This window comes from Pseudooceanicola endophyticus (genome assembly GCF_018760365.1).
Taxonomy (GTDB): Bacteria; Pseudomonadota; Alphaproteobacteria; order Rhodobacterales; family Rhodobacteraceae; genus Pseudooceanicola; species Pseudooceanicola endophyticus.
The window spans coordinates 246,631-271,452 of record NZ_JAHIAB010000001.1 but is presented as its reverse complement, the minus strand read 5'-3'; the positions used below and the strand labels follow the sequence as shown (position 1 = coordinate 271,452).

The 24,822-nt window shown below is 69.3% G+C and carries 22 protein-coding genes; 7 read left to right on the top strand and 15 right to left on the bottom strand.

The window, feature by feature from the left end:
* Positions 1-93: 93 nt before the first annotated feature.
* The 7 genes from KM176_RS01320 to KM176_RS01290 form a co-directional block, all read right to left on the bottom strand.
* Positions 94-771, bottom strand: a complete 678-nt coding sequence (locus KM176_RS01320; RefSeq protein ID WP_160891925.1) for an orotate phosphoribosyltransferase — start codon at positions 769-771, stop codon at positions 94-96.
* A 138-nt stretch (positions 772-909) separates the two neighbouring features.
* Complete coding sequence (pyrC, locus tag KM176_RS01315) at positions 910-1,947, bottom strand: dihydroorotase (RefSeq protein WP_160891923.1); 1,038 nt, start codon at positions 1,945-1,947, stop codon at positions 910-912.
* Between the two features lie 79 nt (positions 1,948-2,026).
* Entirely contained in the window at positions 2,027-2,956 is a 930-nt protein-coding gene (locus KM176_RS01310; RefSeq protein ID WP_236045123.1) for a phosphoadenosine phosphosulfate reductase, read from the bottom strand.
* A gap of 127 nt (positions 2,957-3,083) precedes the next feature.
* Complete coding sequence (locus tag KM176_RS01305) at positions 3,084-4,133, bottom strand: glycosyltransferase family 2 protein (protein WP_160891921.1); 1,050 nt, start codon at positions 4,131-4,133, stop codon at positions 3,084-3,086.
* Positions 4,133-6,520, bottom strand: coding sequence for a glycosyltransferase family 2 protein (locus KM176_RS01300; RefSeq protein WP_160891919.1), 2,388 nt, complete (start codon positions 6,518-6,520; stop codon positions 4,133-4,135). The genes KM176_RS01305 and KM176_RS01300 overlap by 1 nt, the downstream gene beginning before the upstream one ends.
* Before the next feature lie 7 nt (positions 6,521-6,527).
* On the bottom strand, positions 6,528-7,160 hold the full coding sequence (locus KM176_RS01295) for a sulfotransferase (protein WP_311136129.1): 633 nt from the start codon (positions 7,158-7,160) through the stop codon (positions 6,528-6,530).
* Complete coding sequence (locus KM176_RS01290; protein WP_160891917.1) at positions 7,157-8,215, bottom strand: glycosyltransferase family 2 protein; 1,059 nt, start codon at positions 8,213-8,215, stop codon at positions 7,157-7,159. The genes KM176_RS01295 and KM176_RS01290 overlap by 4 nt, the downstream gene beginning before the upstream one ends.
* A 186-nt stretch (positions 8,216-8,401) precedes the next feature.
* Here KM176_RS01290 and KM176_RS01285 point away from each other — a divergent pair, with 186 nt between their 5' ends.
* From KM176_RS01285 to KM176_RS01265, 5 genes are all read left to right on the top strand, one after another.
* On the top strand, positions 8,402-9,310 hold the full coding sequence (locus KM176_RS01285) for an AAA family ATPase (RefSeq protein ID WP_160891915.1): 909 nt from the start codon (positions 8,402-8,404) through the stop codon (positions 9,308-9,310).
* 72 nt (positions 9,311-9,382) lie between these two features.
* Entirely contained in the window at positions 9,383-10,648 is a 1,266-nt protein-coding gene (locus tag KM176_RS01280) for a vWA domain-containing protein (protein ID WP_160891913.1), read from the top strand.
* Positions 10,649-10,753: 105 nt separating this feature from the next.
* A complete protein-coding gene (locus tag KM176_RS01275) occupies positions 10,754-13,027 on the top strand; it encodes an OmpA family protein (RefSeq protein WP_160891911.1) in 2,274 nt (757 codons plus the stop codon).
* A gap of 134 nt (positions 13,028-13,161) precedes the next feature.
* Positions 13,162-14,127: an XdhC family protein gene (locus tag KM176_RS01270; RefSeq protein ID WP_160891909.1), complete on the top strand. Its 966-nt coding sequence runs from the start codon at positions 13,162-13,164 to the stop codon at positions 14,125-14,127.
* Positions 14,124-15,122 carry a molybdopterin-binding protein gene (locus tag KM176_RS01265; RefSeq protein WP_160891907.1) on the top strand — a complete coding sequence of 333 codons (999 nt, stop codon included), beginning with the start codon at positions 14,124-14,126 and terminating at the stop codon, positions 15,120-15,122. Before KM176_RS01270 ends, KM176_RS01265 begins: the two co-directional genes overlap by 4 nt.
* 207 nt (positions 15,123-15,329) lie before the next feature.
* Here KM176_RS01265 and infC read toward each other — a convergent pair whose 3' ends face one another.
* The 7 genes from infC to KM176_RS01230 form a co-directional block, all read right to left on the bottom strand.
* Positions 15,330-15,821 (bottom strand): translation initiation factor IF-3, encoded by a 492-nt coding sequence (gene infC, locus KM176_RS01260; protein ID WP_311136128.1) that lies wholly within the window; start codon positions 15,819-15,821, stop codon positions 15,330-15,332.
* 201 nt (positions 15,822-16,022) lie between these two features.
* On the bottom strand, positions 16,023-16,874 hold the full coding sequence (locus KM176_RS01255) for a ferredoxin--NADP reductase (protein ID WP_160891905.1): 852 nt from the start codon (positions 16,872-16,874) through the stop codon (positions 16,023-16,025).
* A 57-nt stretch (positions 16,875-16,931) separates the two neighbouring features.
* Positions 16,932-17,315, bottom strand: coding sequence for a DUF934 domain-containing protein (locus KM176_RS01250; protein ID WP_160891903.1), 384 nt, complete (start codon positions 17,313-17,315; stop codon positions 16,932-16,934).
* Positions 17,312-18,073 (bottom strand): phosphoadenylyl-sulfate reductase, encoded by a 762-nt coding sequence (locus KM176_RS01245; RefSeq protein WP_160891901.1) that lies wholly within the window; start codon positions 18,071-18,073, stop codon positions 17,312-17,314. Before KM176_RS01245 ends, KM176_RS01250 begins: the two co-directional genes overlap by 4 nt.
* Positions 18,063-19,736: a nitrite/sulfite reductase gene (locus KM176_RS01240; RefSeq protein WP_160891899.1), complete on the bottom strand. Its 1,674-nt coding sequence runs from the start codon at positions 19,734-19,736 to the stop codon at positions 18,063-18,065. The genes KM176_RS01245 and KM176_RS01240 overlap by 11 nt, the downstream gene beginning before the upstream one ends.
* A gap of 4 nt (positions 19,737-19,740) precedes the next feature.
* Complete coding sequence (locus KM176_RS01235) at positions 19,741-20,040, bottom strand: DUF2849 domain-containing protein (RefSeq protein ID WP_160891897.1); 300 nt, start codon at positions 20,038-20,040, stop codon at positions 19,741-19,743.
* A 1-nt stretch (position 20,041) separates the two neighbouring features.
* Positions 20,042-21,040, bottom strand: a complete 999-nt coding sequence (locus KM176_RS01230) for an NAD(P)-dependent oxidoreductase (protein WP_160891895.1) — start codon at positions 21,038-21,040, stop codon at positions 20,042-20,044.
* 146 nt (positions 21,041-21,186) lie between these two features.
* Between KM176_RS01230 and KM176_RS01225 the strand changes: the two genes are divergently transcribed.
* On the top strand, positions 21,187-21,648 hold the full coding sequence (locus KM176_RS01225; protein WP_160891893.1) for an Lrp/AsnC family transcriptional regulator: 462 nt from the start codon (positions 21,187-21,189) through the stop codon (positions 21,646-21,648).
* A gap of 147 nt (positions 21,649-21,795) precedes the next feature.
* Here the strand turns inward: KM176_RS01225 and KM176_RS01220 are convergent, their stop codons facing one another.
* On the bottom strand, positions 21,796-22,980 hold the full coding sequence (locus KM176_RS01220; protein ID WP_160891891.1) for a cytochrome P450: 1,185 nt from the start codon (positions 22,978-22,980) through the stop codon (positions 21,796-21,798).
* Between the two features lie 71 nt (positions 22,981-23,051).
* On the opposite strand from KM176_RS01220, the gene KM176_RS01215 reads away from it, so the two are divergent.
* Entirely contained in the window at positions 23,052-24,794 is a 1,743-nt protein-coding gene (locus KM176_RS01215) for a sensor histidine kinase (protein ID WP_160891889.1), read from the top strand.
* The last annotated feature ends 28 nt before the right edge of the window (positions 24,795-24,822 follow it).

The following is a 24,822-nucleotide window of genomic DNA, read 5'->3' as shown; positions in this document are numbered from 1 at the left end:
GGGAAGGCGGGGCCTCGGGTCAAGATCTGCGCGGGCCCCGATGCTTTCTCCGGGGCCCGGCAGCAAGTTTTTGCTGCTTTCGTCGCGGCAGGCTCAGCCCTTGCGGGCGTCCTGCCAGGCGCGCGGCGCGTTCAGGAATTTCTCGACCTCGTCCAGGGTCGCCGCGCTGAAGGCCTGACGCTCGCGGGCGACGGCCAGCACGTCCCACCAGGTGCACAGGTGGTGCAGCTCGACACCATGCTCGCGCAGGTTCTCGCGGGTGCCTTCGAAGATGTCGTAGAAGAAGATCACCGCCGTGTGGCCGCATTCCGCGCCGGTGTCACGGATCGCATCGACGAAGGACAGCTTGGAGCCGCCGTCGGTGGTCAGATCCTCGACCAGCAGGACGCGCTGGCCCTCGCTCATCGCACCCTCGATGCGGGCGTTGCGGCCATAGCCCTTGGGCTTCTTGCGCACATAGGTCATCGGCAGCGCCATGCGCTCGGCCACCAGGGCGGCGAAGGGAATGCCCGCCGTCTCGCCGCCGGCGATGTTGTCGAAGGCCTCAAGACCGGCGTTGCGCATCACGGTGCAGGCCAGGAAATCCATCAGCGTCGAGCGGATGCGCGGGAAAGAGATCAGCTTGCGGCAGTCGATATAGGTCGGCGAGGGCAGGCCGGAAGCAAGCGTGAAGGGTTCGTCGGCATTGAAATGCACGGCCTTGATGTCCAGCAGCATGCCGGCGGTCAGGCGCGCGATTTCTTCCTTGCTCGGGTAGGCGCTGGGGATCATCTGAAGTCCTCTCGAAGGTCTGTTTCATCTTTCTCCAAATATGCCCGCCGGAGGCGTTCCCGGGCCTCTGGCCCGGGGATTGGGCCGCGCGCTGCGCGTCCCAGCCTCCGGCGGAGGTATTTGGAACAAGAAAATGGGTCAGTCGGCCACGTGCCAGGCCGGCACGAAGCCCGGGTCGAAGACGGTGACGGGGCCGTCCTTGCCCAGGATCTTGGCGGGGTAGTCTTTCGGGCCGCGCACCAGGGTCAGCGTTTCCTCGTTGACCGGCAGGCGGTAGTAGGCGGGACCGTGCAGCGAGGTGAAGCTCTCGAGCCGGTCGAGCGCGCCTTCCTCCTCGAAGACATGGGCCAGGATCGCCATGGTGTTGGTGGCGGTGAAGCAGCCGGCACAGCCGCAGCCGCATTCCTTGGCCGGGTCCACGTGGGGGGCGCTGTCGGTCCCGAGGAAGAAGCGGGCATCGCCGCTGGTCGCGGCCTTGCGCAGCGCCTGCTGATGGGTGGCGCGTTTCGCCACCGGCAGGCAGTAGTAATGCGGCTTGATCCCGCCCACGAGGATGTGGTTGCGGTTGATCACCAGGTGGTGCGTGGTGATCGTCGCGGCAAGGTTTGCCTGCGCGGCGCGGATGTAGTCGACGGCATCGGAGGTGGTGATGTGCTCCATCACCACGCGCAGCTCGGGGATCTCCTTGCGCAGCGGATCCAGCACGGTGTCGATGAAGACCGCCTCGCGGTCGAAGATGTCGACCTCCGGGGTGGTGACCTCGCCGTGGGTGCACAGCGGCAGGCCGATTTCGGCCATCTTTTCCAGCACCGGGATCACCTTGCGGAAATCGCGCACCCCGGACTGGGAATTGGTGGTGGCGCCGGCCGGGTAAAGCTTGACCGCCCGGACGAGGCCGGAGGCGGCTGCTGTTGCCACATCCTCGGGGTCCGTGTCCTCGGTCAGGTAGAGCGTCATCAGCGGCTCGAAGGTTCCGCCTTCGGGCAGGGCCTTCAGGATGCGGTCGCGATAGGCTGCGGCATCGGCGCCGGTCACCACCGGCGGCACGAGGTTCGGCATCACGATCGCGCGGGCGAAATGGCGCGCGGTTTCGGGCAGGACGGCCTCCAGCATCGCGCCGTCGCGCAGATGCAGGTGCCAGTCATCGGGGCGGCGAATGATGAGGGTATCGGTCATGGCGCCGCTTTACGGCAAAGCGGCGCGGAGAGGAAGAGATTTACTGGCGCGGATGCCCCGGTCCGGCGCGCGGGCGCAGCTATTCGGCCACCCGGGCCGCCAGGCGGGCGTCCTGCGGCCGGCTGCGCCCGGCGCGGGCGCGGAACCGGGGCAGGTCGAGCCTGCGGGCCGCGTTGGCGGCGACGATATCGGCGCGCGGCATGTGCCCGGCCTCGTCCAGCCGGGCCATCAGGCGGCGCAGGTAGGGCACGTGGTTGCGGCGCATCCGGTAGGCCCGGGCAAAGCTGCGCAGGCTCAGGCTGCCTTCGGCGGCGGCGCGCAGCAGCGGGTGCAGCAGCTCCATCGACAGCAGCGCGCCCTGCAGCGCGTCGCCCATGTGGCGCAGCCTGAGCTCGGTCACGTGGGGGCAGGAGAAGAGCGCGGCATGCATGGCATCAAGCGGTTCGTCCGGGTCGTAGAGGATGAAGGCGTGGCGCGCGGCGTCCAGCATTTCGGGGGCATAGCCGTAGCGGTGGGTGAAGTCGATCCGGCGGGCCTGGGGAAAGCGGTCGTCCCAGCCGGCGCGCGCGGGGGTGAGCGTGGCCTGGGGCTGGATCGCCAGCACGGTTGCCGCCGGGCTGGCCGCCGAATAGGCGCAGGCCGCATAGCCGCAGGGACCGGCGCCGTGGAACAGCACCGTGTCGAACTGGTCGAAGAAGGCTTCCTCGTCCAGGGCATCGAAGAAATCGGCGATCTCGGGGGCGCGGAACCAGGTATCGTGTTCGGCGCCCAGGCACAGGTGGGACCAGCCGGCCTCCTCTGCCAGCTTCCAGCCCAGCGGCTGCGCCCGTTCGGTGAGCGAGCGCATCGCCGGCACCGTTTCGAAACTGACCAGAAGGGTGCGGTTGCCCATCAGGAAGCTGGCGAAATGGCGCCGCCCGAGCGGGTAGAAGAAGCCCCGCCTGCGCGAGGTCGCGGCAAGTTCCCTGAGCCAGGCGCCGGGGGCCAGCCCCGCCAGGGAAGGAAGCATCGCACTGTCTCTGTCCGGGGCCATCCGCTCCTCCGAAGATCCGGTCCGCCTTCTGCGGCCCTCCCATCACGCCTCAACAAGCTTAACCAGATGTTTCCAGCAGCGGCAGGGGCGGCGAAAAATTTTGCTATCCGGGCCGCGAAACGGCCTCCGGGCGGGCCTGGGAGAAGAGAAACCGGGCCTCCGCCGGGCTGAGCGCCCGGCTGGGCGGGGTCATCAGCAGCCGGGCGAACAGCGCCCGGGCCGGCTCCTGGCGCATCAGCTGGTCAAAGCGGGCCTGGCGCCAGGCGACGGCGGCGGAATGCAGGCGGGCCAGCTCCGGATCGGCCCGCAGGCGGGCCAGTTGCTGGGCCCGGGCGGGCGCGAGGGCATCGATGCTGCGGTCTTCCTCCTGGTTGAAGTTCCGCTCGCTCCAGTAGTCCAGGCCCAGCTGGTCGCGGGCATGGACGGCGCGGCCGCGGTCGCTTTTCAGCAGGTAGCTTTCCATCGCACCGAGGGCATAGTGGTTGAGCTGCACCAGCGCGTGATTGTCGCGCCCGAAGGGCGAGAAGATCCGTTCGCTGCGGTAGAGATCGGGCAGGCGGCGGCCCTGGCCGTCGAACCAGCGCGCGCCCTCCAGCCGGGCGGGATCGGGGGCGCGGGGCCGGTGGATGCCGGGTTTGGCATAGGTGCCGTCGTTGCGGTAGAGCGTCTTGAACATCGCGGCGCGCCAGGGCCAGGGCAGGCGGCGGGGCGCGGCGCGGCGGAAGGTTTCGGTCACCGGGCGGTCGGCGTAGCGCTGCACGCCGGCATTGCCGAAAAGCCGCCAGGTCAGGGTGATGGCGGTGGCTTCGGGCAGGGCCGCGATCAGGGCCGGCAGGGTGTGATCGCCGATGTGGACATTGACGAATTCGTCGATATCGAGCGGCAGGATCCAGTCGGCCCGGGCCAGGGCCGGGTGTTGCGCGGCGGCGTTCAGCGCGGTGAACTGGATGCCGCGCCGGTCGTAGGGGCCGGGGTTCGGCCGGTGCTGCACCAGGCCCATCTGCTGGAGCCGTTCCAGCATCGCATCGGTGCCGTCCGCGCAGTCGTTCGAGAAGGCCAGCACTTCGCTCACCCCGCAGGCCAGGTGATGGGCCAGCCATTCCAGCAGGAAGGCGCCCTCGTTCTTCACGCAGAGGATCGCGAGGAGGCGCATCAGGGCGGCGCCTGTGCAGCGGGGCCGTCCTGGTCAAGCGTCAGCGCGTAGGCGGCGCGTTCGGTGGCGCTCAGCTTCAGCTGCAGCACTTCGGTGTAGAGCTTCCGGAACTCGGGCAGTTCCAGCAGAGCCGCGACCTTGGCGCGGTGCCAGGCAAAGCCAGCCTCATGCAGCGCGGCCAGGGCGGGATCGGCCTTCAGCCGGGACAGCTCGGCCTGCATCCGGGGCAGGTTGCGCCGGATCGTCAGATCGCGATGGTCGTTCCAGTCCATCCGCAGCCAGTAGGCATACCCGATCGAGCGGTCGACATGCAGCGCGCGCCCGCGCTGGCGCTTGACCAGAAAGCTTTCGGCCGAGCGCAGCGCGTAATGGTTCAGTTGCAGCAGGTCGTAGCCGATCGAGGCGCGCGAGTTGCGCCAGCCGCTGCGCAGCGCCTCGGGCATCGGCTGGCCCGATCCATTGACCCAGGCGACCTGCGCGGCGCGCCCCTCGTCCAGCTTGTTGGGGCGGTGGCAGGACAGTTTCCGATAGGCGCCGATGTTGCGGTAAAGCGTCTTGAATCCCCAGGAGGTATGCGGCTTTGGGCAGTATTTCGGGGCGCAGCGGGTGAACTGGTCGAGGACGGGGCGATCCTCCAGCCGGGTCACGCCGTCATGGCCGAACAGCCGCCAGGTCATGGCGATGTTGGTGGCGCCGGGCACGCGGGCCAGAAGATCGTCCAGCGTGCCGTTGCCGCAGCGGATGTTGACGAATTCGTCGACGTCGAAATGCGCGATCCATTCGGCGTCGCGGATCAGGGGCTCTTGCAGGGCACGATCAAGCGCCCATTGCTGCGGGGACTTGCCCTGCCAGCCGTCGTTGTTGCGGTGCGCGATCACCCCCATCTGCTGCAACCGCTCCAGGATCTGGGCGGTGCCGTCGGTGCAGTCGTTGGAATAGATCAGGAAGGCGTCAAAGCCGATGGCCCGGTGATGGGCGATCCATTCCAGGATGTAGGGCGCCTCGTTCTTCATGCAGGCGATGACCACGCGCCCGGTGCAGCCGGGGGACAGGCTGCGGGCGGGGGCGGGGCGATAGGGCGGTGCCTCGGCCTCCTCCGGGACCTTGCCCAGCCGGTCATGGGGCGCGAAGGGGCCCTGGCGCAGCTGGTGGTAGCGGGCGAGCGCCGCGGGGGGCAGCAGGGCGCGTGCGGCCAGGGAAAGCCCGTCCTTTTCGGGATTCGCGCTGGCGGGCAGGCTGTCGGCCCCCGACAGGAAGGCCTCGGCCTCGGCGGTCTTGCCCTCCGGATCGCCATGGTCGATGTGCCAGCGCAGGGCCAGCAGATAGGGCGAGGGGCGGAAGCCGAAGCCCGGGTCGGCCTCCTGCCAGGGGCGACCGCCGCTGCTGTCGGCGGGCGGGGTCAGCACCGGTGCCAGCTCCGGCCAGCGGGCGCTCAGCGCGGCATTCCCCTGGGCGAAACGGGCGCAGAGCGGTACCAGCTCGCCGGGATCAGGCGCCGGGCCGGGGACCGAGATCTCGCTCAGCAGGCGCAGCCTGAGGCGCCGGTCGATCAGGCGCCGCTCTTGCTGCAGGTAGCGCCCCAGCAGGGCGTTCATCCGGCGGGCGCGGGTCAGCGTGGCCGCCGAGAGCGGCGGCGGGGCCGGGGCCTCGGGCTCCGGTTCGGGCAGGGGGGGCAGGCCAAAGTCGCGCGACAGCACGGCCCGCAGCCCGGGTCCGTGGATCTGCTGCGGGTCATGGGGGCAAAGCCGCATGGTGCCCGCGCCGAAGACCGCCTCCCAGCGGGCCACGACGGCGGCGTAATCGAGCCAGAAGAGCGGCGCCTGCACCTTGGGAAACTGCCCGGAGAATGGGTTGGCAGGGGGCAGGGCGGACAGGCAGGCCGTGGTCCAGTTCTCCTGCGTCGGCAGTGCCTGTTCAAGCTCCAGCGTGCTGCGGCGCCCCTCCAGCAGCTGGGCCGCGTAGGCGCGCAGCATCATCCGGGGCTGGGCCTCGACATGGGCGATCACGGTGATCTGCTCGGACAGCGGCGCCAGCAGGGCGTGCAGGCGCCGCAGCTCGGCCTCGTGCAGCAGTCCCGGCAGCAGCTGGGCCGCCGAAAGGATCAGCACCTCGGGACGATGGGTTGCGACCTCTTGGGCCAGATCGGCGGTGACCGCCTGCCGCAGCGCGGCCTGGGCGGCGGGCATCAGGTAGCCGCGTGCCAGCCGCAGCGGGTCGATGTTGCCGGGATCGGTGACCGCCATGTAGAGCCGCGTGTGGTTGCGCGCGCCGGGGCTGCGGGCAAACAGCAGGCCCTGCGCGCGCAGCGCGTCGCGGCGCCGGGCCAGCGCCGCCTGGAGCACCGTTGCGCTGGCGCAGTCCGGCCCGATATGCAGCAGGATCCTCATGGCGGCCTCAGGCTGGGGAGGGGCGGCGCGTGTTGGCATTGGCGCGGCCCCACCAGGGCAGGTCGCGGCCCAGGAAACCGGCCAGCCGGTCCTGGGCCGCAGGGTCGGCGACATCCAGTTCAAGGAACCGGTCGGAGCCCGCGAAGAGCATGTGCAGATGGGCGTGATGCCCGGCGATCCAGCGTGCCAGCTGCCCGGGGTCGGCGCCGAAGCCTTCGGGCAGGCCGGGCAGGCTGGCCGCTTCCAGCCGGGTCGCCATGTTGGTCCAGCGCCGCATGGAATCCGCCAGCGCCTCGGGGGGCCGCCAGGTGGCCACGAAGCGCACCTGCGGATGCCGGTCCCGGATCGCGGCAATCAGCGCGAAATCCATCTGCGGCCAGGCCGAGCGGCGGCCCTGCAGGAAAGAGCATTCTGCAATGGCCTGGAAATCGCCCAGATCGCGCAGCGGATCGCCGTTGCCGAAATGGCCGCGATACAGCGCCATCCCGACAAAGCTGCGCCACAGGGCCGGATCGGCAGTCTGGCCGCGGCGGATGCGGTGGTCGGCCACCTTCAGCCCCGCGGCCTTCATCGCCCGGGCAAAGCTGGTGGTGCCGGATTTCGGCAGGCCGAGGTTGATCACCTGCATCGCGCCGCTCACCGGAACGCCCCTGTGGCCACCGCCTCGGGGGGGACGCCCAGCCGGACCAGCAGCGCGGTTTCGGCCTCGGGCAGGGGCGGGGAACGGCGCAGCTGCGCGGCCAGCTGCCGGGGACCCTCCTGTGCCAGCAGCGCCCCGGCCCGGGCGCGATGGGCGGCCACGGCGGCCTCGTGCAGGGCGGCAATGCCCGGCAGCGCCTTCAGCTTTGCGATCCCGGCCTCCAGCGCCGGCAGGAGCCGCCGGATCGACAGGTCCTGCCAGGCGGTATCGGCACGTTCGCGCCAGTAGCTGTCGTCGAAGGCGCGATGCGCGCGGTTCACGTCGCCACGGTCGGTCTTCACCAGGTAGCTGTCGAGCGAGCGCAGGGCGTAGTGGTTCAGCGTCGCGTGGTGGCGCGCGCCCCGGGCCGGAAAGCGGCGGATCCGCCGCGGGTTCGCCGCCATCAGGAAGCGCTGCGGCACCGCACGACCGGATCCGTCGCACCAGCGGGGGCGCTGCGCGGCAGCCAGACCCTTGCCGAAGAACGGCCGGTGCGCCCCGTAGTAGCGCAGCGGAAAGTCCCGCCGCACCAGGGTCTTCACCTCGATCGCCAGCTGGCCGTTCCAGATGTCGGGATCATGGCAGCGGGTGAACTGGGCGATCACCGGGCGATCCTCGAACCGGGTCACCCCGTCATTGCCGAAGAACTGGAAATGCACCGAGATCGCCTGCGGATCGCCGCAGGCCGCGATCAGCGCCGGGATCGTGTGATCGCCGGTATGGATGTTCAGGAACTCGTCGACATCGGCGATCCAGACCCAGTCGGCCTGCCGCACCAGCGCCTCCTGACGGCAGGCCTTCAGCGCCTCCATCTGGTAATTGCGCCCGCTGGCGGGGTTCGGCAGGTGGTGCAGCACGCCATGGGCCGCCAGACCGTCCAGCAGCCGGTCGGTGCCATCGCTGCAATCGTTGGAATAGACCAGCAGTCCCGTCACGCCGATCAGCCGCTGCCAGGCGATCCATTCCAGCAGGAAGGGGCCCTCGTTCTTCACGCAGGTCACGGCGGTGATGCGCATGGATCCTCCCGGCTGGCGGGTTCCCCCTTCGGAGGCACCGCAGTGGTTATCGGGCGGCAAAGGTTGATTTTCCGTCAACACGGGACCGGCCAGTCTCCGGTCGACGGCGCCGGTCGCAGACCTTCGTCGCACTTGACCCTGCGTCGCTCAGGCGCAGGCTGGGGGCATGGCCCGAAGGACAGACCCATGACCCTACCGGAGACGATCGACGCCACGGCCGCGCTGCTGCACGGGCAGGGCTACCGGCCCGACCGGGCGCTTGCCACCGTCACCTTCCTGGCGCTGCGGCTGGGCAGGCCGCTCCTGCTGGAGGGAGAGCCCGGCACCGGCAAGACCGAGGTCGCCAAGGCCCTTGCGGCGGGGCTGGGGCGGCGGCTGATCCGGCTGCAATGCTACGAGGGGCTGGATGCGGCCCAGGCGGTGTGCGACTGGAACTTTCCCGCCCAGATGATCGCCATCCGCACCGCCGAGGCCACCGGTGCCGGCGATGCGGCCCGCCTTCAGCAGGATCTCTTCGGTCCGGACTTCCTGATCGAACGCCCGCTGCTTCAGGCGCTGCGCCCGCATCCCGAAGGCCCGCCGGTGCTGCTCATAGACGAGCTTGACCGCACGGATGCCCCGTTCGAGGCCTTCCTGCTCGAGGCGCTCTCCGATTTCCAGGTCACCGTCCCGGAGCTTGGCACGATCCGCGCCGCCGCGCCGCCCATCGTGATCCTGACCTCGAACCGCACCCGCGAGGTCCACGAGGCGTTGAAGCGGCGTTGCCTCTACCACTGGGTGGGCTACCCCGATGCCGCGCGCGAGCTCGAGATCCTCTCGGCCCGCGCCCCCGAGGCCGCCCGCGCCCTCTCGCAGGAGGTGGTGGCCTTCGTGCAGCGCCTGCGCACCGAGGACCTGTTCAAGACCCCCGGCGTGGCCGAGACCATCGACTGGGCGAAATGCCTGCTGGCGCTCGATGTCATCGCGCTGACCCCGGAGGTGATATCCGACACGCTGGGGGCGCTGCTGAAGTACCAGGATGACATCCGCCGGATCGAGGGCGCCGGGGCGAAACGCCTGCTGGAGGAGATCCGCAGCCCGAAGACCCCGGCCTGACATGGCCGTCCCTCTTTCCGCAAATATGCTGCAGGGGGGCGGGGGGATGCAAAATCCCCCCGGGGCCGGTCGGTGAGCGCACCGCTGCCGCCCGATCTGCCGCATGACCCGAAACTGGCGGCCAATATCGTGCATTTCGCCCGCGCCCTGCGTCGCGCGGGCCTTCCCGTCGGTCCCGGCCGGACGCTGGAGGCGATCCGCGCGGTCGCGCTGACGGGCCTGTCGGACCGGCGCGACTTCTACTGGACGCTGCATGCCTGTCTGGTCTCGCGCCCCGAGGAAACCCGGGTCTTCGCCCAGCTTTTCCGGCTGTTCTGGCGCGATCCGCGCTACATGGAACAGATGATGTCGATGCTGCTGCCCTCGGTCCGCGGCCTGGCAGAGGAACGCCCGCCGGCCCCGGCGGAACGGCGCGCCGCCGAGGCGCTGACCGCCGATGCGCCGCGCCCCCCCGCGCCCCGAGCCGAGGACGAGGCACTGCGCCTTGATGCCCGGCTGACCGCCTCGGGGCGCGACCGGCTGCGCCATCTCGACTTCGAGCAGATGAGCCCGGAGGAAAGCGCCGAGGCCCGGCGGATGCTGGCGCGGCTCCGCCTGCCGGTGCCGCCGGTTGCCGGGCGCCGCCAGGCCCCCGCCCGCCATGGCCGTCCCGATCCCCGCCGCACCCTGCGCCAGGCGATGCGCCAGGGTGGGGAACTGCGCGCCCTGGCCCTGAAGGCGCCGCGTCCGCGCGCGCCCGACCTCGTGGTGCTCTGCGACATCTCCGGCTCCATGAGCCTTTATTCCCGCATGGTGCTGCATTTCCTGCACGCCCTCAGCAACCGGGCGCAGCCCCGGGGCGCGGGTGGCGGCACCGGCTGGGGGCGGGTCCATGCCTTCACCTTCGGCACAAGGCTGACCGATATCTCGCGCCTGCTGCGGACCCGCGATGTCGATGCGGCCCTTGCCGCCGCCGGCGCCCGGGCCGGCGACTGGGAGGGGGGCACGCGGATCGGCGACTGCCTGGCGGCCTTCAACCGCGACTGGTCGCGTCGGGTGCTGTCGCAGGGGGCGGTGGTGCTGCTGATCACCGATGGTCTGGACCGGGGCGATCCGGAGCTGCTGGTGGGCGCGGCGCAGCGCCTGCAGCGGTCCTGCCGGCAGCTGATCTGGCTGAACCCGCTGCTGCGTTTCGACGGATTTGCCCCGAAGGCCCGCGGCGTGGCGGCGCTGCTGCCCCATGTCGACAGCTTCCGCGCCGCCCACAATGTGGCCTCGCTCGAAGCCCTGGCCGAGGCGATCTCGAAGCCCGATGATCCGGGCGAGAAGGCGCGGCTGATGTGTCTGCTGCGTGAGTAGGCCGGCGGGAATCCGCTGTTTCTTTGCAACGCAGCATTGAACCGGAATGTGTTCTCGGAAGTTGTCTGCTCGAAACCGCCATGATCGGCGGAAGAGAGGAAGACTATGACCAAGACCCTGCTGAAGAGCTCCACGGCCCTTGTGATGAGCATCGCTCTGGCGCTGCCCTCCACGGGTTTCTCGCAGTCGAATGACGGCGGGAAGGAAGCTCAGACCCCCCGCCAGGAAGCGCCTGATTGCGCCCCGAGCCAGGACTGCAAGGCCCCCGGCCAGAAGAAGCACGACGGTCCGCAGGCCGGCGACAGGAACGGCGGAGAAAAGGCCGCCGACCATGGTCCGAAGGAGGACGCCCGTCCCGGCAAGGAGGCGGGTGGCAAGGATCAGCCCCGGGCCGAAAAGGCCGACGGCGCGAAAGCCGGCAAGGGGAAGTCCGATGACGGCAAGGCCGGCAATGCCCGCACCGAAAAGGCGCCGCAGGACGCCGCCCCCGGCAAGGGGGCTGAAAGGACCGCCCCCGAGCAGGCCGCGCCCCAGTCCCTGAAGAAGGGCGGCAATGCTGTCGTCTCGGAAGAGAAATCCGGTGGCAAGTCGCAGGCCATGGAGGCCCAGGACGGCGCCAAGGGCAAGGCAGAGGCCGCTCCGCAGAAGAAGAAGGCCGAGGCGCCGAAACCCGCCGAGGCAAAGCCCGAGGCCGGGACGGCCCCCGGGGCCAAGGACGGTGCCGACAAGGCGCCCAATGCCAAGGCGGACGCGGCACCGAAGGCGGCCGGCGGCCCCGATGCGGATGAGCTGAAGCGCCGCCTGGGCGACAAGGCGCAGGACACGAAGGCAGAAGCCCCCAAGGCGGAAGGCATGAAGGCGGAGGGCAAGGGCGACATCAAGGCCCCGGCCATGGACCGCAAGGCCGACGCCCCCGCGCCCAAGGCAGAGCAGAAGGCGCAGTCGAAACCGGACGAGCCGAAGGAAGCCCCCGACACCAAGGAGCTGGAACGCCGCCTGGGTCAGAAGGATGGTGCCCCCGCTGCCCCTTCGGAAACGCGCAGCGCTGATGCGCCCAAGCGCGGGGACGAGGCGCCCCGCCGTGGCGAGGATGCCGTGGCCCGCGACGACGCGCGCCGCCCGGCGGATGCCCAGCAGGCCGACCGCCAGCGTGACGACACGCGTCGTCCCGAAGGCGACGCCCCGCGGCAGACCGCCGAAGGCGATGCCCCGCGGAAGATCGCGCCCGAGGAGCTGAAGAAGGAAACCGCCGCCGCCGAGGATCCGGGCGTCAAGCGCGATCCGCGCCAGATGGCCGAGGATCAGGCCAAGCGCGAGGCGAACCGCCAGGATCGCCGCCGCGAGGTGGCCGCCGCCGGCAAGGATGCCAAGGTCGCCGATGTCCGCGAGGACAAGGTGAGCAAGGACGAGGCGCGCTCTTCGGACGAGGAATTCCGCACCAGGGCGGGGGGCGATGCTCCGCAGGCGCGTGACCGCAAGAAGGACGACGGCAACGATTTCTTCGACACCATCGCCAAGGCGGCGGTGGCCGGGATCGGCGCCTATGCCGTGGGCAGCCTGCTCAACAACGGGGACAAGGTGGTGTCGAACTCGGGGGACCGGGTGGTCGTGCTGAACGACGGCCAGTATCGCGTGCTGAAGGACGATAACGTCCTGCTGCGCCAGCCCGGCAACGACCTGCGCACCGAGACCTTCTCGGACGGTTCGACCCGCACCACGGTGACCCGTCCCGACGGTGCACGCATCGAGACGATCCGCGCCGCCGACGGCACCGTGCTGCAACGTACCCGCCTGCTTGAAAACGGCGACCGGGTGGTGCTGTTCGACGACACGCAATCCTACCGCCAGGTGAACGTCGCCGACCTGCCGCAGCACCGTGACCAGGTGATCCAGTACCAGGGCACCGATTCCGCCGCCCTGGAACGCGCCCTGCGCAACGAGCAGGTGAAGGTGGGCCGCACCTTCTCGCTCGGCCAGATCCGCGACATCTCGGCGGTGCGCAAGCTGGTGCCCGAGGTCTCGCTGAACGACGTGACCTTCGCGACCGGCTCGGCGGTGATCCAGCCCGAGGAGGCGCAGCACCTGGCGACGCTCGGCAAGGCCATGGCCGACATGATCGCCACCAACCCCGGCGAGGTCTTCCTGGTCGAGGGGCACACCGATGCGGTGGGCAATGCGGGCTCGAACCTCGCGCTGTCGGACCGTCGGGCCGAAAGCCTGGCGCTGGCGCTCAGCGAATATTTCGACGTCCCGCCCGAGAACATGGTGGTGCAGGGCTACGGTGAAAGCGACCTGAAGGTGCAGACCGCTTCGGCGGACCGCGACAACCGCCGCGCTGCCGTGCGCCGGATCACCCCGCTGCTGCAGCAGGGCAACTGATCCCGCCTGACGGGACCTCAGGGAAGGGCCGCGCCTCTGGCGTGGCCCTTTTGCCATCGGCTTCCTATCTGGAGGCTTCAGGGACCGGTTGCGCGCAGGCGCGGGCAGGTCCACTCTTCCCGCAGGAGGCGCCCATGGAACGATTTGACGACATTCCCGAACAGGCCCTGGACTGGTACCGGGCCGGACGCGGTGCCGCGCTGGCCACCGTGGTGGAAACCTGGGGCAGCGCGCCCCGCCGGGTTGGCAGCCAGCTGGCGATCTCGGGGGACGGGGCGATGGCGGGCTCGGTCTCCGGGGGCTGCGTCGAGGGCGCGGTGGTGCTTGAGGCGCAGGAGGCCATCGCCGATGGCAAGCCCCGCATGTTGGAATACGGCGTCAGCGACGGGGATGCCTTCGCCGTGGGGCTGGCCTGTGGCGGCACGATCCGGGTGCTGGTGCAGCCGGTGGGCGGGGCCTTTCCCGACGTGGCCCTGGCCGAGCTGGTCGAGCGTCGCGCTGCGCGGGCCCGCATCGCCGTGGTCTCGGGCGCCGACGGCAGGGTCGAGGGGCTGGTGCAGGAGGGGTTCGAGGCGCGTTTCCGCATGGATCGCTCCGGGTTGGAGGAGGACGGGCGCTTCGTCACCGTGCACAATCCGCCGCTGCGGCTGCTGATCGTCGGGGCGGTGCATATCGCCCAGGCGCTGGTGCCGATGGCGCGGGTGGCGGGATTCGACCCGGTGGTGATCGATCCGCGCGACAGCTTCGCCTCGGCGGCACGGTTCCCCGGCGAACAGGTGATCAACGACTGGCCCGACGAGGCGGTACAGGCGCTGGGCCTGGATGCGCGCACGGCGCTGGTGCTGCTGACCCATGATCCGAAGATCGACGATCCGGCGCTGGAAGAGGCGCTGCGCTCGGATGTGTTCTACATCGGCGCGCTTGGCTCGACGCGCACCCATGCCCGGCGGCTGGACCGCATGGAGGCGGCAGGCCTTGGCGCAGAGCTTGAGCGTATCCATGGCCCGATCGGGCTGGATATCGGCGCCTCCGGCCCGGCCGAGATCGCCGTGTCGATCCTGGCCGAGATGGTCCAGGTGCTGCGGAAGGGCGCCGCGTGAAGTTCGGACCCCTGCCGGTCGCACAGGCCCTGGACGCAGTGCTGGCGCATTCGCTGGCGCTGCCGGAGGGGCGGATGCGCAAGGGGCACCGGCTGGAGGCGGCGGATTTGGCCCGGCTGGAGGCGGCGGGGCTGGACAAGGTCATCGCGGCCCGGCTGGAGCCGGGCGACGTGGACGAGGATACCGCCGCGGCACGGCTGGCCGCCGCCCTGGTACCCGATCCCGAGGCCGTGGGGCTTCGGCTGGGGGCGCCGGGCACGGGGCGGGTCAATATCCATGCCACCGGGCCCGGCGTGCTGGAGGTGCTGGCCGCGCGCATCGATGCGCTGAACGCGGTCGATCCGATGATCTCGGTCGCGACGGTGCCGCAGTGGCAGCGCTGCGCGACGCGGACCATGGTGGCGACGGTGAAGATCATCGCCTATGCGGTGCCGGGCGCGGCCTTGGAGCGGGCCTGTGCCGAGGCCAGGGGGGCGCTGCGCCTGCACGCGCCGCAGCGGCGCCGGGTGGCGCTGATCCGCACCCGGGTCGCCGGGGCGGCGTCGGAAGCCGAGGGCCCCGAAGCGGTGCGCCGGCGGCTGGAGCGGATGGGGGCGGTGCTGATCAGCGATACCGAGGTGGCGCACGAGACCGACGCGCTGGCCCGGGCGCTGGCCGAGGTGCCGGGCGCCGAGCTGGCGCTGATCCTGACCGGATCGGCCACTTCCGATCCCCATGATGTCGCCCCCGAGGCGCTGCGCCGCGCGGGCGGGCAGGTGACGCGCTTCGGCATGCCGGTCGATCCCGGCAACCTGCTGTTCTTCGGCGACCTGGGGGCGCTGCCGGTGATCGGCCTGCCGGGCTGCGCGCGCAGCCCGGCGCTGAACGGGGCCGACTGGGTGCTGGAGCGGATGCTTTGCGCTGTGCCGGTCACGGAGGGCGATGTCGCGGCCATGGGCGTGGGGGGGCTTCTGAAGGAGATCCCGACCCGTCCGCAGCCGCGCGAGGGGCGCTGAGCGGGGGCGGCGCTGCGCGCCGGCCTCCGGCGGGCATATTTGGGGAAAGATGAAAGGGGCGCGCCCGGTTCCGCCTCCGGCGGCCGTATTTGGGGAAAGATGAATGCGGCTGAGTGGCGCGAAGACGGGGGCGGGCAAAAGAAAACGCCCTCCGGTCGGGGAGGGCGTTTGCAGCGGTCCGTCGGGACGGTCGGGATCGGGGCGCGGTTACGCGCGCGGACCGATCATCATGACCATCTGGCGGCCTTCCATCTTCGGCATGTTCTCGACCTTGCCGAGTTCCTTGACGTCTTCGGCGACGCGTTCGAGAAGTTCGCGGCCCAGGTTCTGGTGCGCCATCTCGCGGCCACGGAAGCGAAGGGTCACCTTCACCTTGTCGCCCTTTTCAAGGAACTTGACGACGTTCTTCATCTTCACGTCGTAGTCGTGGACATCGGTGTTCGGGCGGAATTTGACTTCCTTGACCTCGATCACCTTCTGCTTCTTCCGGGCTTCGGATTCGCGCTTCTGCTGTTCGTACTTGAACTTGCCGAAGTCCATGATCTTGCAGACCGGAGGCGTTGCATTCGGCGAGATCTCGACCAGGTCGAGGCTTGCTTCCTCGGCAAGTGCCATCGCCCGCTGGGGCGTCACCACACCAAGGTTTTCGCCTTCGGCGCCGATCAGGCGGACTTCGGGGCAACGGATTCGGTCGTTCACGCGCGGGCCGGTGTCTCGGGTTGGCGGCGCGTTGTGGGGTCTGCGAGCTATGGTTTTGTTCCTTTGATCGTTGGAAGAATTGAGGCGGGAAAATAAGCCTCGGAAGGCTGATTTTCAAGCGGCTTTTCGCTGTTTCATCCCGGGAATGCAAAAAGGGCAGCGGGGGGTCCCGCTGCCCTTTCCATTCCGGCTGACCATGGGTCAGTCCACGAAGGCCTTTTCGACCACGTAATGCTTGGGATCGGAGTTGGCGCCCTCTTCCAGGCCGTAGCCCTCGAGCAGCTCCTTGATCTCGATGTTGAAAGCCAGGTTGCCGCAGACCATGCCGCGGTCGGTTTCCGGGTTGATCGGCGCGATATCGAGATCCGCGAACACCTCTCCGGAGCGCATCAGGTCGGTGATGCGGCCCATCTTCGGGCTCTCCTCGCGGGTGGTGGTCGGGTAGTAGCGGATCTTCTTCCAGAAGCCCTCGCCGATCAGCTCGTTCAGCAGCTCGTCGGTCTTGAGGTCCTCGATCAGCTGGGCGCCGTAGGTCAGTTCGCCCAGGGTGCGGCAGGTGTGGGTGATCACCACCTCGTCGTAATCCTCGTAGGTCTGCGGTTCGCGCAGCAGCGAGGCGAAGGGCGCGAAACCGGTGCCGGTGGCGAAGAACCACAGCCGCTTGCCGGGCAGCAGCGCGTCATGCACCAGCGTGCCCACGGGTTTCGGGCGCAGGATGATCTGGTCGCCGACCTCGATCTTCTGGAGGCGCGAGGTCAGCGGACCGTCCGGCACCTTGATCGAGTAGAACTCCAGCTCCTCGTCCCAGGAGGGGGAGGCGATGGAATAGGCGCGCAGGATCGGTTTCTGGCGGCCGGTCTTTTCGTCGGGATCGCCCATCAGGCCGATCATCACGAATTCGCCCGAGCGGAAGCGCAGCGAGGCGGGCCGCGAAACGCGGAAGCTGAACAGCCGGTCGGTCCAGTGCTTGACGAAGGTCACGGTCTGGGCGTCGGGCAGGGTGGGGGTCGCCTTCTGGGCGGGAGCGGTATCGGTCACGGCGGTCTGGTTCATATGTACACAAAGGATCTTGCGATCCTTCCTATCTCGAATATCGCGGTTTCGGAAGCCTCAGGCGTGACGCAGGCGCGACTGATAGTCATGCGCCGTCCAATCTGCCCGAAACTTCCACTGTTTTTCCGGCTGGCGCGCGGCCAGGTCGTCGCTGATCTCGACCTCGTCGAAACCAGAGCGGCGGGCCATCGCATACTGATCGGCGATGACATGGCCCACGGCGCGCAGCTTGCCGGTATAGCCTTTCTGGCGCAGAACCCGGGCAATGGTAAAGCCGCGTCCGTCCGCGAAGGAGGGAAATTCGACCTTGACCAGGGCAGCGGCGCCGGCTTCGGCGGTTTGCGGGTCGGTATCGGAGGCCAGCACCACCACGTCCGTCTCCGGCAGGTCGGCAGCCCAGTCCAGGGCCGAGAAGCCCTCATCGGTCACGATAATGCTCATGCTTTCGGTCCTCTCACGATCTTGCCATCCACGACGTGGATGCCGCATTCCGTCTTGTCCTGTCCGCGCCAGCGTCCGGCGCGGGGGTCTTCGCCCGGCTTGACCGGGCTGGTGCAGGGCGCGCAGCCGATGGAGGGGTACCCCTTTGCCACCAGCGGATGCTTGGGCAGGCGGTTCTCTTCCATGTAGTTGCGCACGTCCTCGGGGGTCCAGTGCGCCAGCGGGTTGACCTTGATGCGGTCGGGCCCGTCGGCCTCGAAGAACTCCAGCGCGGCGCGGGTCGCGCTCTGGAAGCGCTTGCGCCCGGTGATCCAGCCGTCGAACTGGCCCAGCACCTGCTGGAGGGGCCGCGTCTTGCGCAGGGCGCAGCAGGCGTCGGTGTCAAACAGGTGCAGCGTGTCGTCCGGGTCCTCCTTGGAGAGGGCCGCGGGGGCGGGACGGATCACCCGCATGTTCTTCAGGCCCAGCCGTTCGGCGACCTCGACCTGGTAATCCAGCGTCTCCTGGAACAGCATCAGCGTGTCGATGAAGTAGACCGGAACGCTCCGGTCCACCATCGAGACAAGGTGCAGCAGGGCCACCGACTCGGCTCCGAAAGAGCTGACCATCGCCAGATCGCCGACGTCATGATCCTTCAGCGCCGCTTCCAGCACCGAGGTTGCGCCGTGGTGGCGGTAACGATCATTCAGGGATTGCACCCGCGCCGTGATATCCGGCGAGGGGGCACCCCCGAAATCCATGGCTGCTTCAGGCGGCATCGGCCTTCCTTTCAGCTTTCTCGGGATAGAGCGCGTCCTTGAAGGGCTGCGCACCGACCCGGCGATAGGCGGCGAGGAAGGTTTCCTCTGCGCCCTCGCGCAGGCCGAGATAGGTTTTCACGATGGTCTCGATCGCGCCGGTGATCTCGTCATAGGCAAAGCCGGGCCCGGTGCGTTCGCCAAGCGCCGCATCCTCGGAGCCATCGCCGCCCAGGGTGATCTGGTAGTTCTCGACGCCCGCGCGGTCCAGCCCCAGGATGCCGATATGGCCCACGTGGTGGTGGCCGCAGGCGTTGATGCAGCCCGAGATCTTGATCTTCAGGGGGCCGACCTCGTGCTCCAGCTTGAGCTCTTCGAAACGGGTGGCGATCTCCTGGGCGACGGGGATCGAGCGGGCGGTCGCCAGCGCGCAGTAATCCATGCCGGGGCAGGCGATGATGTCCGACACCAGCCCGACGTTCGCGGTTGCCAGGCCCGCAGGCTTCAGCGCCTCGTAGAGCGCGGGCAGGTCCGACTTGTGGACATGGGGCAGGATGACGTTCTGTTCGTGGCTGATGCGGATGTCGTCATGGCCGTACTTTTCGGCCAGATCGGCCAGCAGGCGCATCTGCTCCGAGGTCGCATCGCCGGGCGTCTCGCCATGCTTCTTGAGCGAGACGGTGACGATGGCATAACCCTCTTGCTTGTGGGCCGACAGGTTGGTGTCGGTCCAGGCACGGAAGGCGGGGGAGGCGGCGCGCGCTTCCTCGTAGCCCTCAAGGGGCGCGTTGCGGAAGGCGGGGGCGGCGAACATCGCGCGGATCCCGGCCAGCATCTGCTGATCGACGCCCTCGAACAGGGGCTTGAGGACGGCAAAGCGTTCCTCGGCCTTCTGCTTGATGGTTTCCAGCCCGTTCTCGTTCACGGTGATCTTGATGCGCGCCTTGTACTTGTTGTCGCGCCGACCCAGCGTGTTGTAGACCGAGACGATGGCCTCCAGGTAGGGCAGCATGTCGGCTTCCGGCAGGAAGTCCTTGATGACCTTGCCGATGACGGGCGTCCGGCCCAGGCCGCCGCCGACGAAGACGCGGACGCCGCGCTGGCCGTCCTTCTCGACCAGCTGGATGCCGATGTCATGGGCGCGCAGCACCGCGCGGTCGTGTTCGGCGCCCGACACGGCCAGCTTGAACTTGCGCGGCAGGAACTGGAATTCCGGGTGATCGGTGGACCACTGGCGCAGCAGTTCCGCGACGGGGCGGGGATCGGCGATTTCATCTGCTGCGGCACCGGCGAAATGGTCGGCGGTCACGTTGCGGATGGTGTTGCCCGAGGTCTGGATGGCGTGCAGCTGCACCTCGCCGAGCGCGTCGAGGATATCCGGCACATCCGGCAGTTTCGGCCAGTTGTACTGGATGTTCTGGCGGGTGGTGAAGTGGCCATAGCCCTTGTCCCACTTGTCGGCGATGGTCGCGAGCATCCGCATCTGTTCGCCGCGCAGCGTGCCATAGGGGATGGCGACGCGCAGCATGTAGGCGTGCAGCTGCAGGTAGAGGCCATTCATCAGGCGCAGCGGGCGGAACTCTTCCTCGGTCAGGGATCCGTCGATGCGGCGTTCCACCTGCTGGCGGAACTGGGCGTTGCGGGCCGCCAGGAAGGCGCGGTCGAAGTCGTTGTACTGGTACATGGGCTCAGGCCTCCGCTTGCTTGCCGTGGAAGTAGTTCGAGGGGCCCGTGCGGCGGAACTCCTCTCGGAAATGGGTGGGTTCGGGACCGGCGTCGCCGTCCTTCATGTCGGTCAGGTAGGCGCCGACGATCTGGTCCTGCTGCTGCGCGGCAACGGCCAGGCGGGCCTCGGCGGTTTCGGCATCGTGCAGCAGTTCGGCCTCGGCCAGCTGGCGGGTCCAGGTGTCGGCTGCGGTGAAGTAGACGACATCGCCCTCAAGAAGGGCATTGGCGGTGACGACCTTGGGCGTAAAGGGACGGGGCATGTCAGGCGGTTTCCTTCAGTTGCGCCGCGTCGCGGGCGGCGATGCCGGGAATGATGTCGACGGTGATGCCGCTGCGGCGGCAGGCCGCCCCGAGAGAGCGGGACAGCGGGGCACCGGAAATGTAGAGCACATGGGCGCCGCCATCGGCCTCGAGCGCGAGGAGCTGGTGCAGCGGCGGAATGCGGTTGGAGGCGGGCGCCAGGGAGATCAGGCGCGCCTCGCGCCGGGCCAGTTCGAGGATGCCGGGCGCGATGTCGTCATCGTGGATGACCACGTCGGCACTGTCGAGGGCCTTGCGGGCCTTCAGCGTCATCAGGTCCGGATCGGCGCTGGCGGTGAAGGTCAGGGTGATGCGTCCTTCGGCGTCTTGCCCGGAAAGGTGGCGCTTGAGCAGTGTTTCCAGCGCGGCCTCAAGGGCCGTGCCGTTGCCGTGGGCCGCAGGGCCGTGGCTTTCGAACCACTCGGCCCAGAAGGCGCGGCGGGCGCGGCCATGGGGCAGGGCCTCCGCACGGGGGCGGAAGGCCTGGGCGGCGCGGGCAAGCTCCGCGGTGGCGGCGGGCAGGCGCTCCTCAAGGTCGCGCTTGACGGCGCGGGCCAGCATGGGGGCGGCGCCCTCGGTGCCGATGGCGATGGTCAGCGGCGCGCGGTCGACCATGGCGGGGGTGATGAAGTCGGACCCCTCGAGATCGTCGACGATATTGCCCAGCACGCCGGCGGCGCGGGCCAGGGCCATGGTCGCGGCATCGCGGGCGGCATCCTCGTCGGCGGCATAGACCAGCGTCGCGTCGGAAAGGGCAGTGGCGTCCAGCGGCGCATCCGTCAGGTGCAGCCGGCCGTTGCGGGCCAGGTCGCGGATCTCGGGCAGCGGGCGGAGGGCATGAACGGTGATCGCCGCATTGGTCTTCAGCAGCAGCCGCAGCTTGGCCAGCGCAGCGTCACCCCCGCCCGAGACGATGACGCGGGTGCGGTCCATGTCCAGAAAGATCGGAAAATGTCGCATGTCGGGGCTTTTCATGGTGGCGTTGACTTGCCCCTAGAATAGGAAATAATCCTGTGTTCGTGCCATGGGGGTCGGGAAATAAGGAATTTCGTTTCCCTGATGTCTGGCACGTCACGAAACGTTCCAAAGCCGGTGGAGAAGCGGGAATGAGTGTCCGTCTGGACGAGACTGACCGGAAAATCCTTTTGCAATTGCAGCAGGACGCGGCGCAATCCCTGGATGATATTGCCCGGAAAGTGGGGTCTTCCAAGACCCCGGTCTGGAACCGGATCCGCAAGATGAAGGAAGCCGGGATCATCGGGCCGCAGGTCGCGGTGCTGGATCCCGAGGCCCTGGGCTTTGACGCCTGCTTCTTCGTGCTGATCCGCACCAGCGAGCACGAGGCCGACTGGCAGGCGGCCTTCCTGAAGGCGCTGCGCGATCGCCCCGAAGTGCAGGAGGCGCACCGTCTGGCCGGGGACATCGACTACATCCTGAAGGTGCGGGTGAAGAATGCGCGCGCCTATGACGCCTTCTATCAGGCGCTGATTTCGGAGGTGAAGGTGCACAACGTCACCGCGCTGCTGTCGATGGAAGAGATCAAGTCGACCACCGCGCTGCCGCTCTGAGAGCGGTGAAACGGGGGGATTTTGCATCCCCCCGACCCCCTGCAGGATATTTCCGGCCAGATGAGGGAGCCCGGGCGCCGCGGAGTGCGCCACCGGCCTCGCGTTGCGGTGGCGAAGGTCGGGGGCGCAACGGGGCCGCGTGCGGGATCAGACCGTGACCATCAGGTCCTTCAGCCCGTGGAAATGGTAGAGATCCGCATAGCGCGGCTCTTCCGCAAGGCGCAGGTTCGGGCAGCGCCGGAACAGCACCGGCAGGGCGATCTTCAGCTCCAGGCGGGCGAGCGGCGCGCCGATGCAGAAATGCGCCCCGGCGCCGAAGGCCGCGTTGGTCTTCACCGGTCGGGCCGGGTCGAAGCGGTTCGGCTCCTCCCAGGTGTCGGGATCGCGGTTTGCAGATCCCAGCAGGCAGGCCACCCGGTCGCCGCGGCGGAACAGGTGGCCGCCGACCTCGGCTTCCTCCAGCGCATAGCGCGAGAAGAGGTGAAGGGGCGGGTCGTAGCGCAGGATTTCCTCGACGGTGCCGTCCACGGTTTCGGGCGTCAGCCAGCGCGCCGCCTCTCCGTGGCGCAGCAGCGTCAGAACGCCGTTGCCAAGGGTGTTCACCGTTGCCTCGTGGCCGGCGTTCAGCAGCAGGATGCAGGTGCCGATCAGCTCGTCCATGGTCAGCTTCTCGCCGTCTTCCTCAGCGTTCAGCAGCTCGGTGATCAGATCGTCGCCGGGGCGGCTGCGGCGCTCCTCGGCATAGCCGCGGATGTAGTCGTAGAACTCGGCCGAGGCGCGGTCGGCCTCTTCCTCGATGCGGGTGTCGCGGCGGGCCTGATACATCGCCACCATGGTGTTCGACCAGAACAGCAGCTGCGGCGCCATGTCCTCGGGGACGCCCAGCAGCCGGGCAATCACGATCACCGGCACATGGGTCGCATAGGCGCTGACCAGATCGAAGGGCTGGTCGGCGGGAAACTCGTCGATCAGGCGGTGGCACAGGGTCTCGATCTCGGGGCCAAGGGCGTTGATGCGGCGCGAGGTGAAGGCGCGCAGCACCAGCCCGCGCAGCCGCTTGTGGGCCGCCCCCTCCTGCGCCAGCATCGAGCGGTCCTCGACCCGGTAGAACCCGTCGAGATGCGCGGGGCGGGGCGGCTCCAGATCCTCGGGGGGCTTGGTGCCGAAGCGCCGGTCGCGCAGCAGCGCGTTCACCAGCGCGTAGCTGAAGGCGGCGGGCACGCCGTAATCGGTCCATTCCAGCAGCGGTCCCTGAGCACGGGCCCGGTCGTAGAACGGGTAGGGGTTCTGGACGAAATCCGCGTCCGTCGGGGATTGCGATATCTGGATCATGACGCCCACTTTGCGAGTTGCGCTTTCCATGGCAAGAGCCCTCCCGCTAAGAAGGCGGGGGAGGTTACGCGATGTCACGCAGGTTGGGGATGCTGGGGCTGCTGGTGGCGGCGGTGGGGCTGGTCTCGGCCCTGGTGTTCCAGGCCGGCTACCGGCAGTCGCTGGAGGGGCTGGCGCAGGGCGGTGCCTCCGACCTGTCGCTGGCGGCGGACCGGCTGACCGGTCAGCTGCAGCGCTACCGCGACCTCGCGGTGCTGGTGAAGACCCATCCGCTGCTGCAGGCGCTGTCGGAGGGGCGGGGCACGCCTGAGGCGGCCGAGGCGATGCTGCTCCGGGTGAGCGACCGGACCGGACTGCTGAACATGGCCTATGTCGATGCCGATGGCCGCGTCCTGGCCGAGGCCAAGCCGAGTGCGGTGCCCGCCACCCCCTACATGGCGCAGGCCCGGGCCCGGGCCCTGCAGGGGGCCCTGGGGCAGGCCCATGGCCGTGATCCCGAGAGCGGGCTGCGGGTCTATGTCTATGCCGCCCCGGTCTTTGGCGCCTCGGGAAGGGTCACGGCGCTGCTGATCGTCACCGTCAACATCGACCTGCTGGAGCAGGAGTGGCGCGGCGCCGGTCCGGCGGTGCTGTTCACCGATGCCTCCGGCACCGTCTTCATCTCCAACCGGTCCGAGCTGCTGGGATGGCAGCGGGCGGCGGAAGGGGCCGGTTTCTCGCCGCCCGGGGGGGCCGAGACGCGGCTGCGCCGGACCCGCCCGGGGGGCTTCGACATCTGGCGGATCGACTGGGGCCCCTACCTGCCCCGGGTGGCGCTGCACGTGACCCGCGACCTGCCGCAGATCGGTATGCGGGCCGAGGCGCTGGTCGATGCCAGCCCGGTGCTGCGCCTGGCGCGGCTTCAGGCCGCCGTGGTGGCGCTGGTGCTGCTGGGGCTGGGGCTGATCCTGGTGCTGGTGGCCGAGCGCCGCCGCACCCTTGCCGATCTGAACGCGCGGCTGGAAACCCGGGTTGCCGCCCGCACCGCGCAGTTGTCGGGGGCCAATGCCCGCCTGCGCCGCGAGGTCGCGGAACGTCAGGAGGCCGAGGCCCGGCTGACCCGCGCCCAGGCCGAGCTGGTGCAGGCCGGGCGCCTCTCGGCCCTGGGGCAGATGTCTGCGGGCATCAGCCACGAACTGAACCAGCCGCTGATGGCGATCCGCCAGTTTGCCGGCAACGGCGCGCTGTTCCTCGAACGCGGCAAGCCCGAGCGTGCCGCCCAGAACCTGACCCGGATCGAGGAGCTGGCGGGGCGGATGGGCCGCATCATCCGCAACCTGCGCGCCTTCGCCCGCCAGGAAAGCGAGCCGGTGCGCCGCATCGACATCCACGCCGTCACCGCCACCGCGCTCGAGCTGACGGAGGCGCGGATGCTGCGCGAGGACGTGCGGCTGAACTGGTCCCCGCCCGAGGGGCCGGTCTGGGCCATGGGCGGAGAGGTGCGGCTGGGCCAGGTGCTGGTCAACCTGATCTCGAACGCCATCGACGCCATGGCGGGACGCGAGCGCAAGGTGCTGACCGTGACCCTGACCGACGGGCCGTCGCCGGAATTGCGGGTGCGCGACACCGGCCCCGGCATTGCCGAGCCGGACCGCATCTTCGACCCGTTCTATTCCACCAAGGAGGTTGGCGCCTCGGAGGGGATGGGGCTGGGGCTGTCGATCTCCTACGGGCTGGTGCAAAGTTTCGGCGGTGCGATCCGGGGGCGCAACCATCCCGATGGCGGTGCCGAATTCACCGTGCAGCTGGAAGGCCTGGCCGAAGAGACCGCCTGAACCCCTCGCATTGCGGGCGGGGCGCGGC

Excerpts from the sequence above, each read along its gene's own strand:
- KM176_RS01230 (WP_160891895.1), bottom strand. The coding sequence starts at position 21,040 with ATGCGACATTTTCCGATCTTTCTGGACATGGACCGCACCCGCGTCATC.
- KM176_RS01290 (WP_160891917.1), bottom strand. The coding sequence starts at position 8,215 with ATGCGCATCACCGCCGTGACCTGCGTGAAGAACGAGGGCCCCTTCCTG.
- KM176_RS01305 (WP_160891921.1), bottom strand. The coding sequence starts at position 4,133 with ATGCGCCTCCTCGCGATCCTCTGCGTGAAGAACGAGGGCGCCTTCCTG.
- KM176_RS01215 (WP_160891889.1), top strand. The coding sequence starts at position 23,052 with ATGTCACGCAGGTTGGGGATGCTGGGGCTGCTGGTGGCGGCGGTGGGG.
- KM176_RS01225 (WP_160891893.1), top strand. The coding sequence starts at position 21,187 with ATGAGTGTCCGTCTGGACGAGACTGACCGGAAAATCCTTTTGCAATTG.
- pyrC (WP_160891923.1), bottom strand. The coding sequence starts at position 1,947 with ATGACCGATACCCTCATCATTCGCCGCCCCGATGACTGGCACCTGCAT.
- KM176_RS01275 (WP_160891911.1), top strand. The coding sequence starts at position 10,754 with ATGACCAAGACCCTGCTGAAGAGCTCCACGGCCCTTGTGATGAGCATC.
- KM176_RS01235 (WP_160891897.1), bottom strand. The coding sequence starts at position 20,040 with ATGCCCCGTCCCTTTACGCCCAAGGTCGTCACCGCCAATGCCCTTCTT.
- KM176_RS01250 (WP_160891903.1), bottom strand. The coding sequence starts at position 17,315 with ATGAGCATTATCGTGACCGATGAGGGCTTCTCGGCCCTGGACTGGGCT.
- KM176_RS01270 (WP_160891909.1), top strand. The coding sequence starts at position 13,162 with ATGGAACGATTTGACGACATTCCCGAACAGGCCCTGGACTGGTACCGG.
- KM176_RS01255 (WP_160891905.1), bottom strand. The coding sequence starts at position 16,874 with ATGAACCAGACCGCCGTGACCGATACCGCTCCCGCCCAGAAGGCGACC.
- KM176_RS01285 (WP_160891915.1), top strand. The coding sequence starts at position 8,402 with ATGACCCTACCGGAGACGATCGACGCCACGGCCGCGCTGCTGCACGGG.
- KM176_RS01310 (WP_236045123.1), bottom strand. The coding sequence starts at position 2,956 with ATGCTTCCTTCCCTGGCGGGGCTGGCCCCCGGCGCCTGGCTCAGGGAA.
- KM176_RS01240 (WP_160891899.1), bottom strand. The coding sequence starts at position 19,736 with ATGTACCAGTACAACGACTTCGACCGCGCCTTCCTGGCGGCCCGCAAC.
- KM176_RS01320 (WP_160891925.1), bottom strand. The coding sequence starts at position 771 with ATGATCCCCAGCGCCTACCCGAGCAAGGAAGAAATCGCGCGCCTGACC.
- KM176_RS01245 (WP_160891901.1), bottom strand. The coding sequence starts at position 18,073 with ATGCCGCCTGAAGCAGCCATGGATTTCGGGGGTGCCCCCTCGCCGGAT.
- KM176_RS01220 (WP_160891891.1), bottom strand. The coding sequence starts at position 22,980 with ATGATCCAGATATCGCAATCCCCGACGGACGCGGATTTCGTCCAGAAC.
- KM176_RS01300 (WP_160891919.1), bottom strand. The coding sequence starts at position 6,520 with ATGAGGATCCTGCTGCATATCGGGCCGGACTGCGCCAGCGCAACGGTG.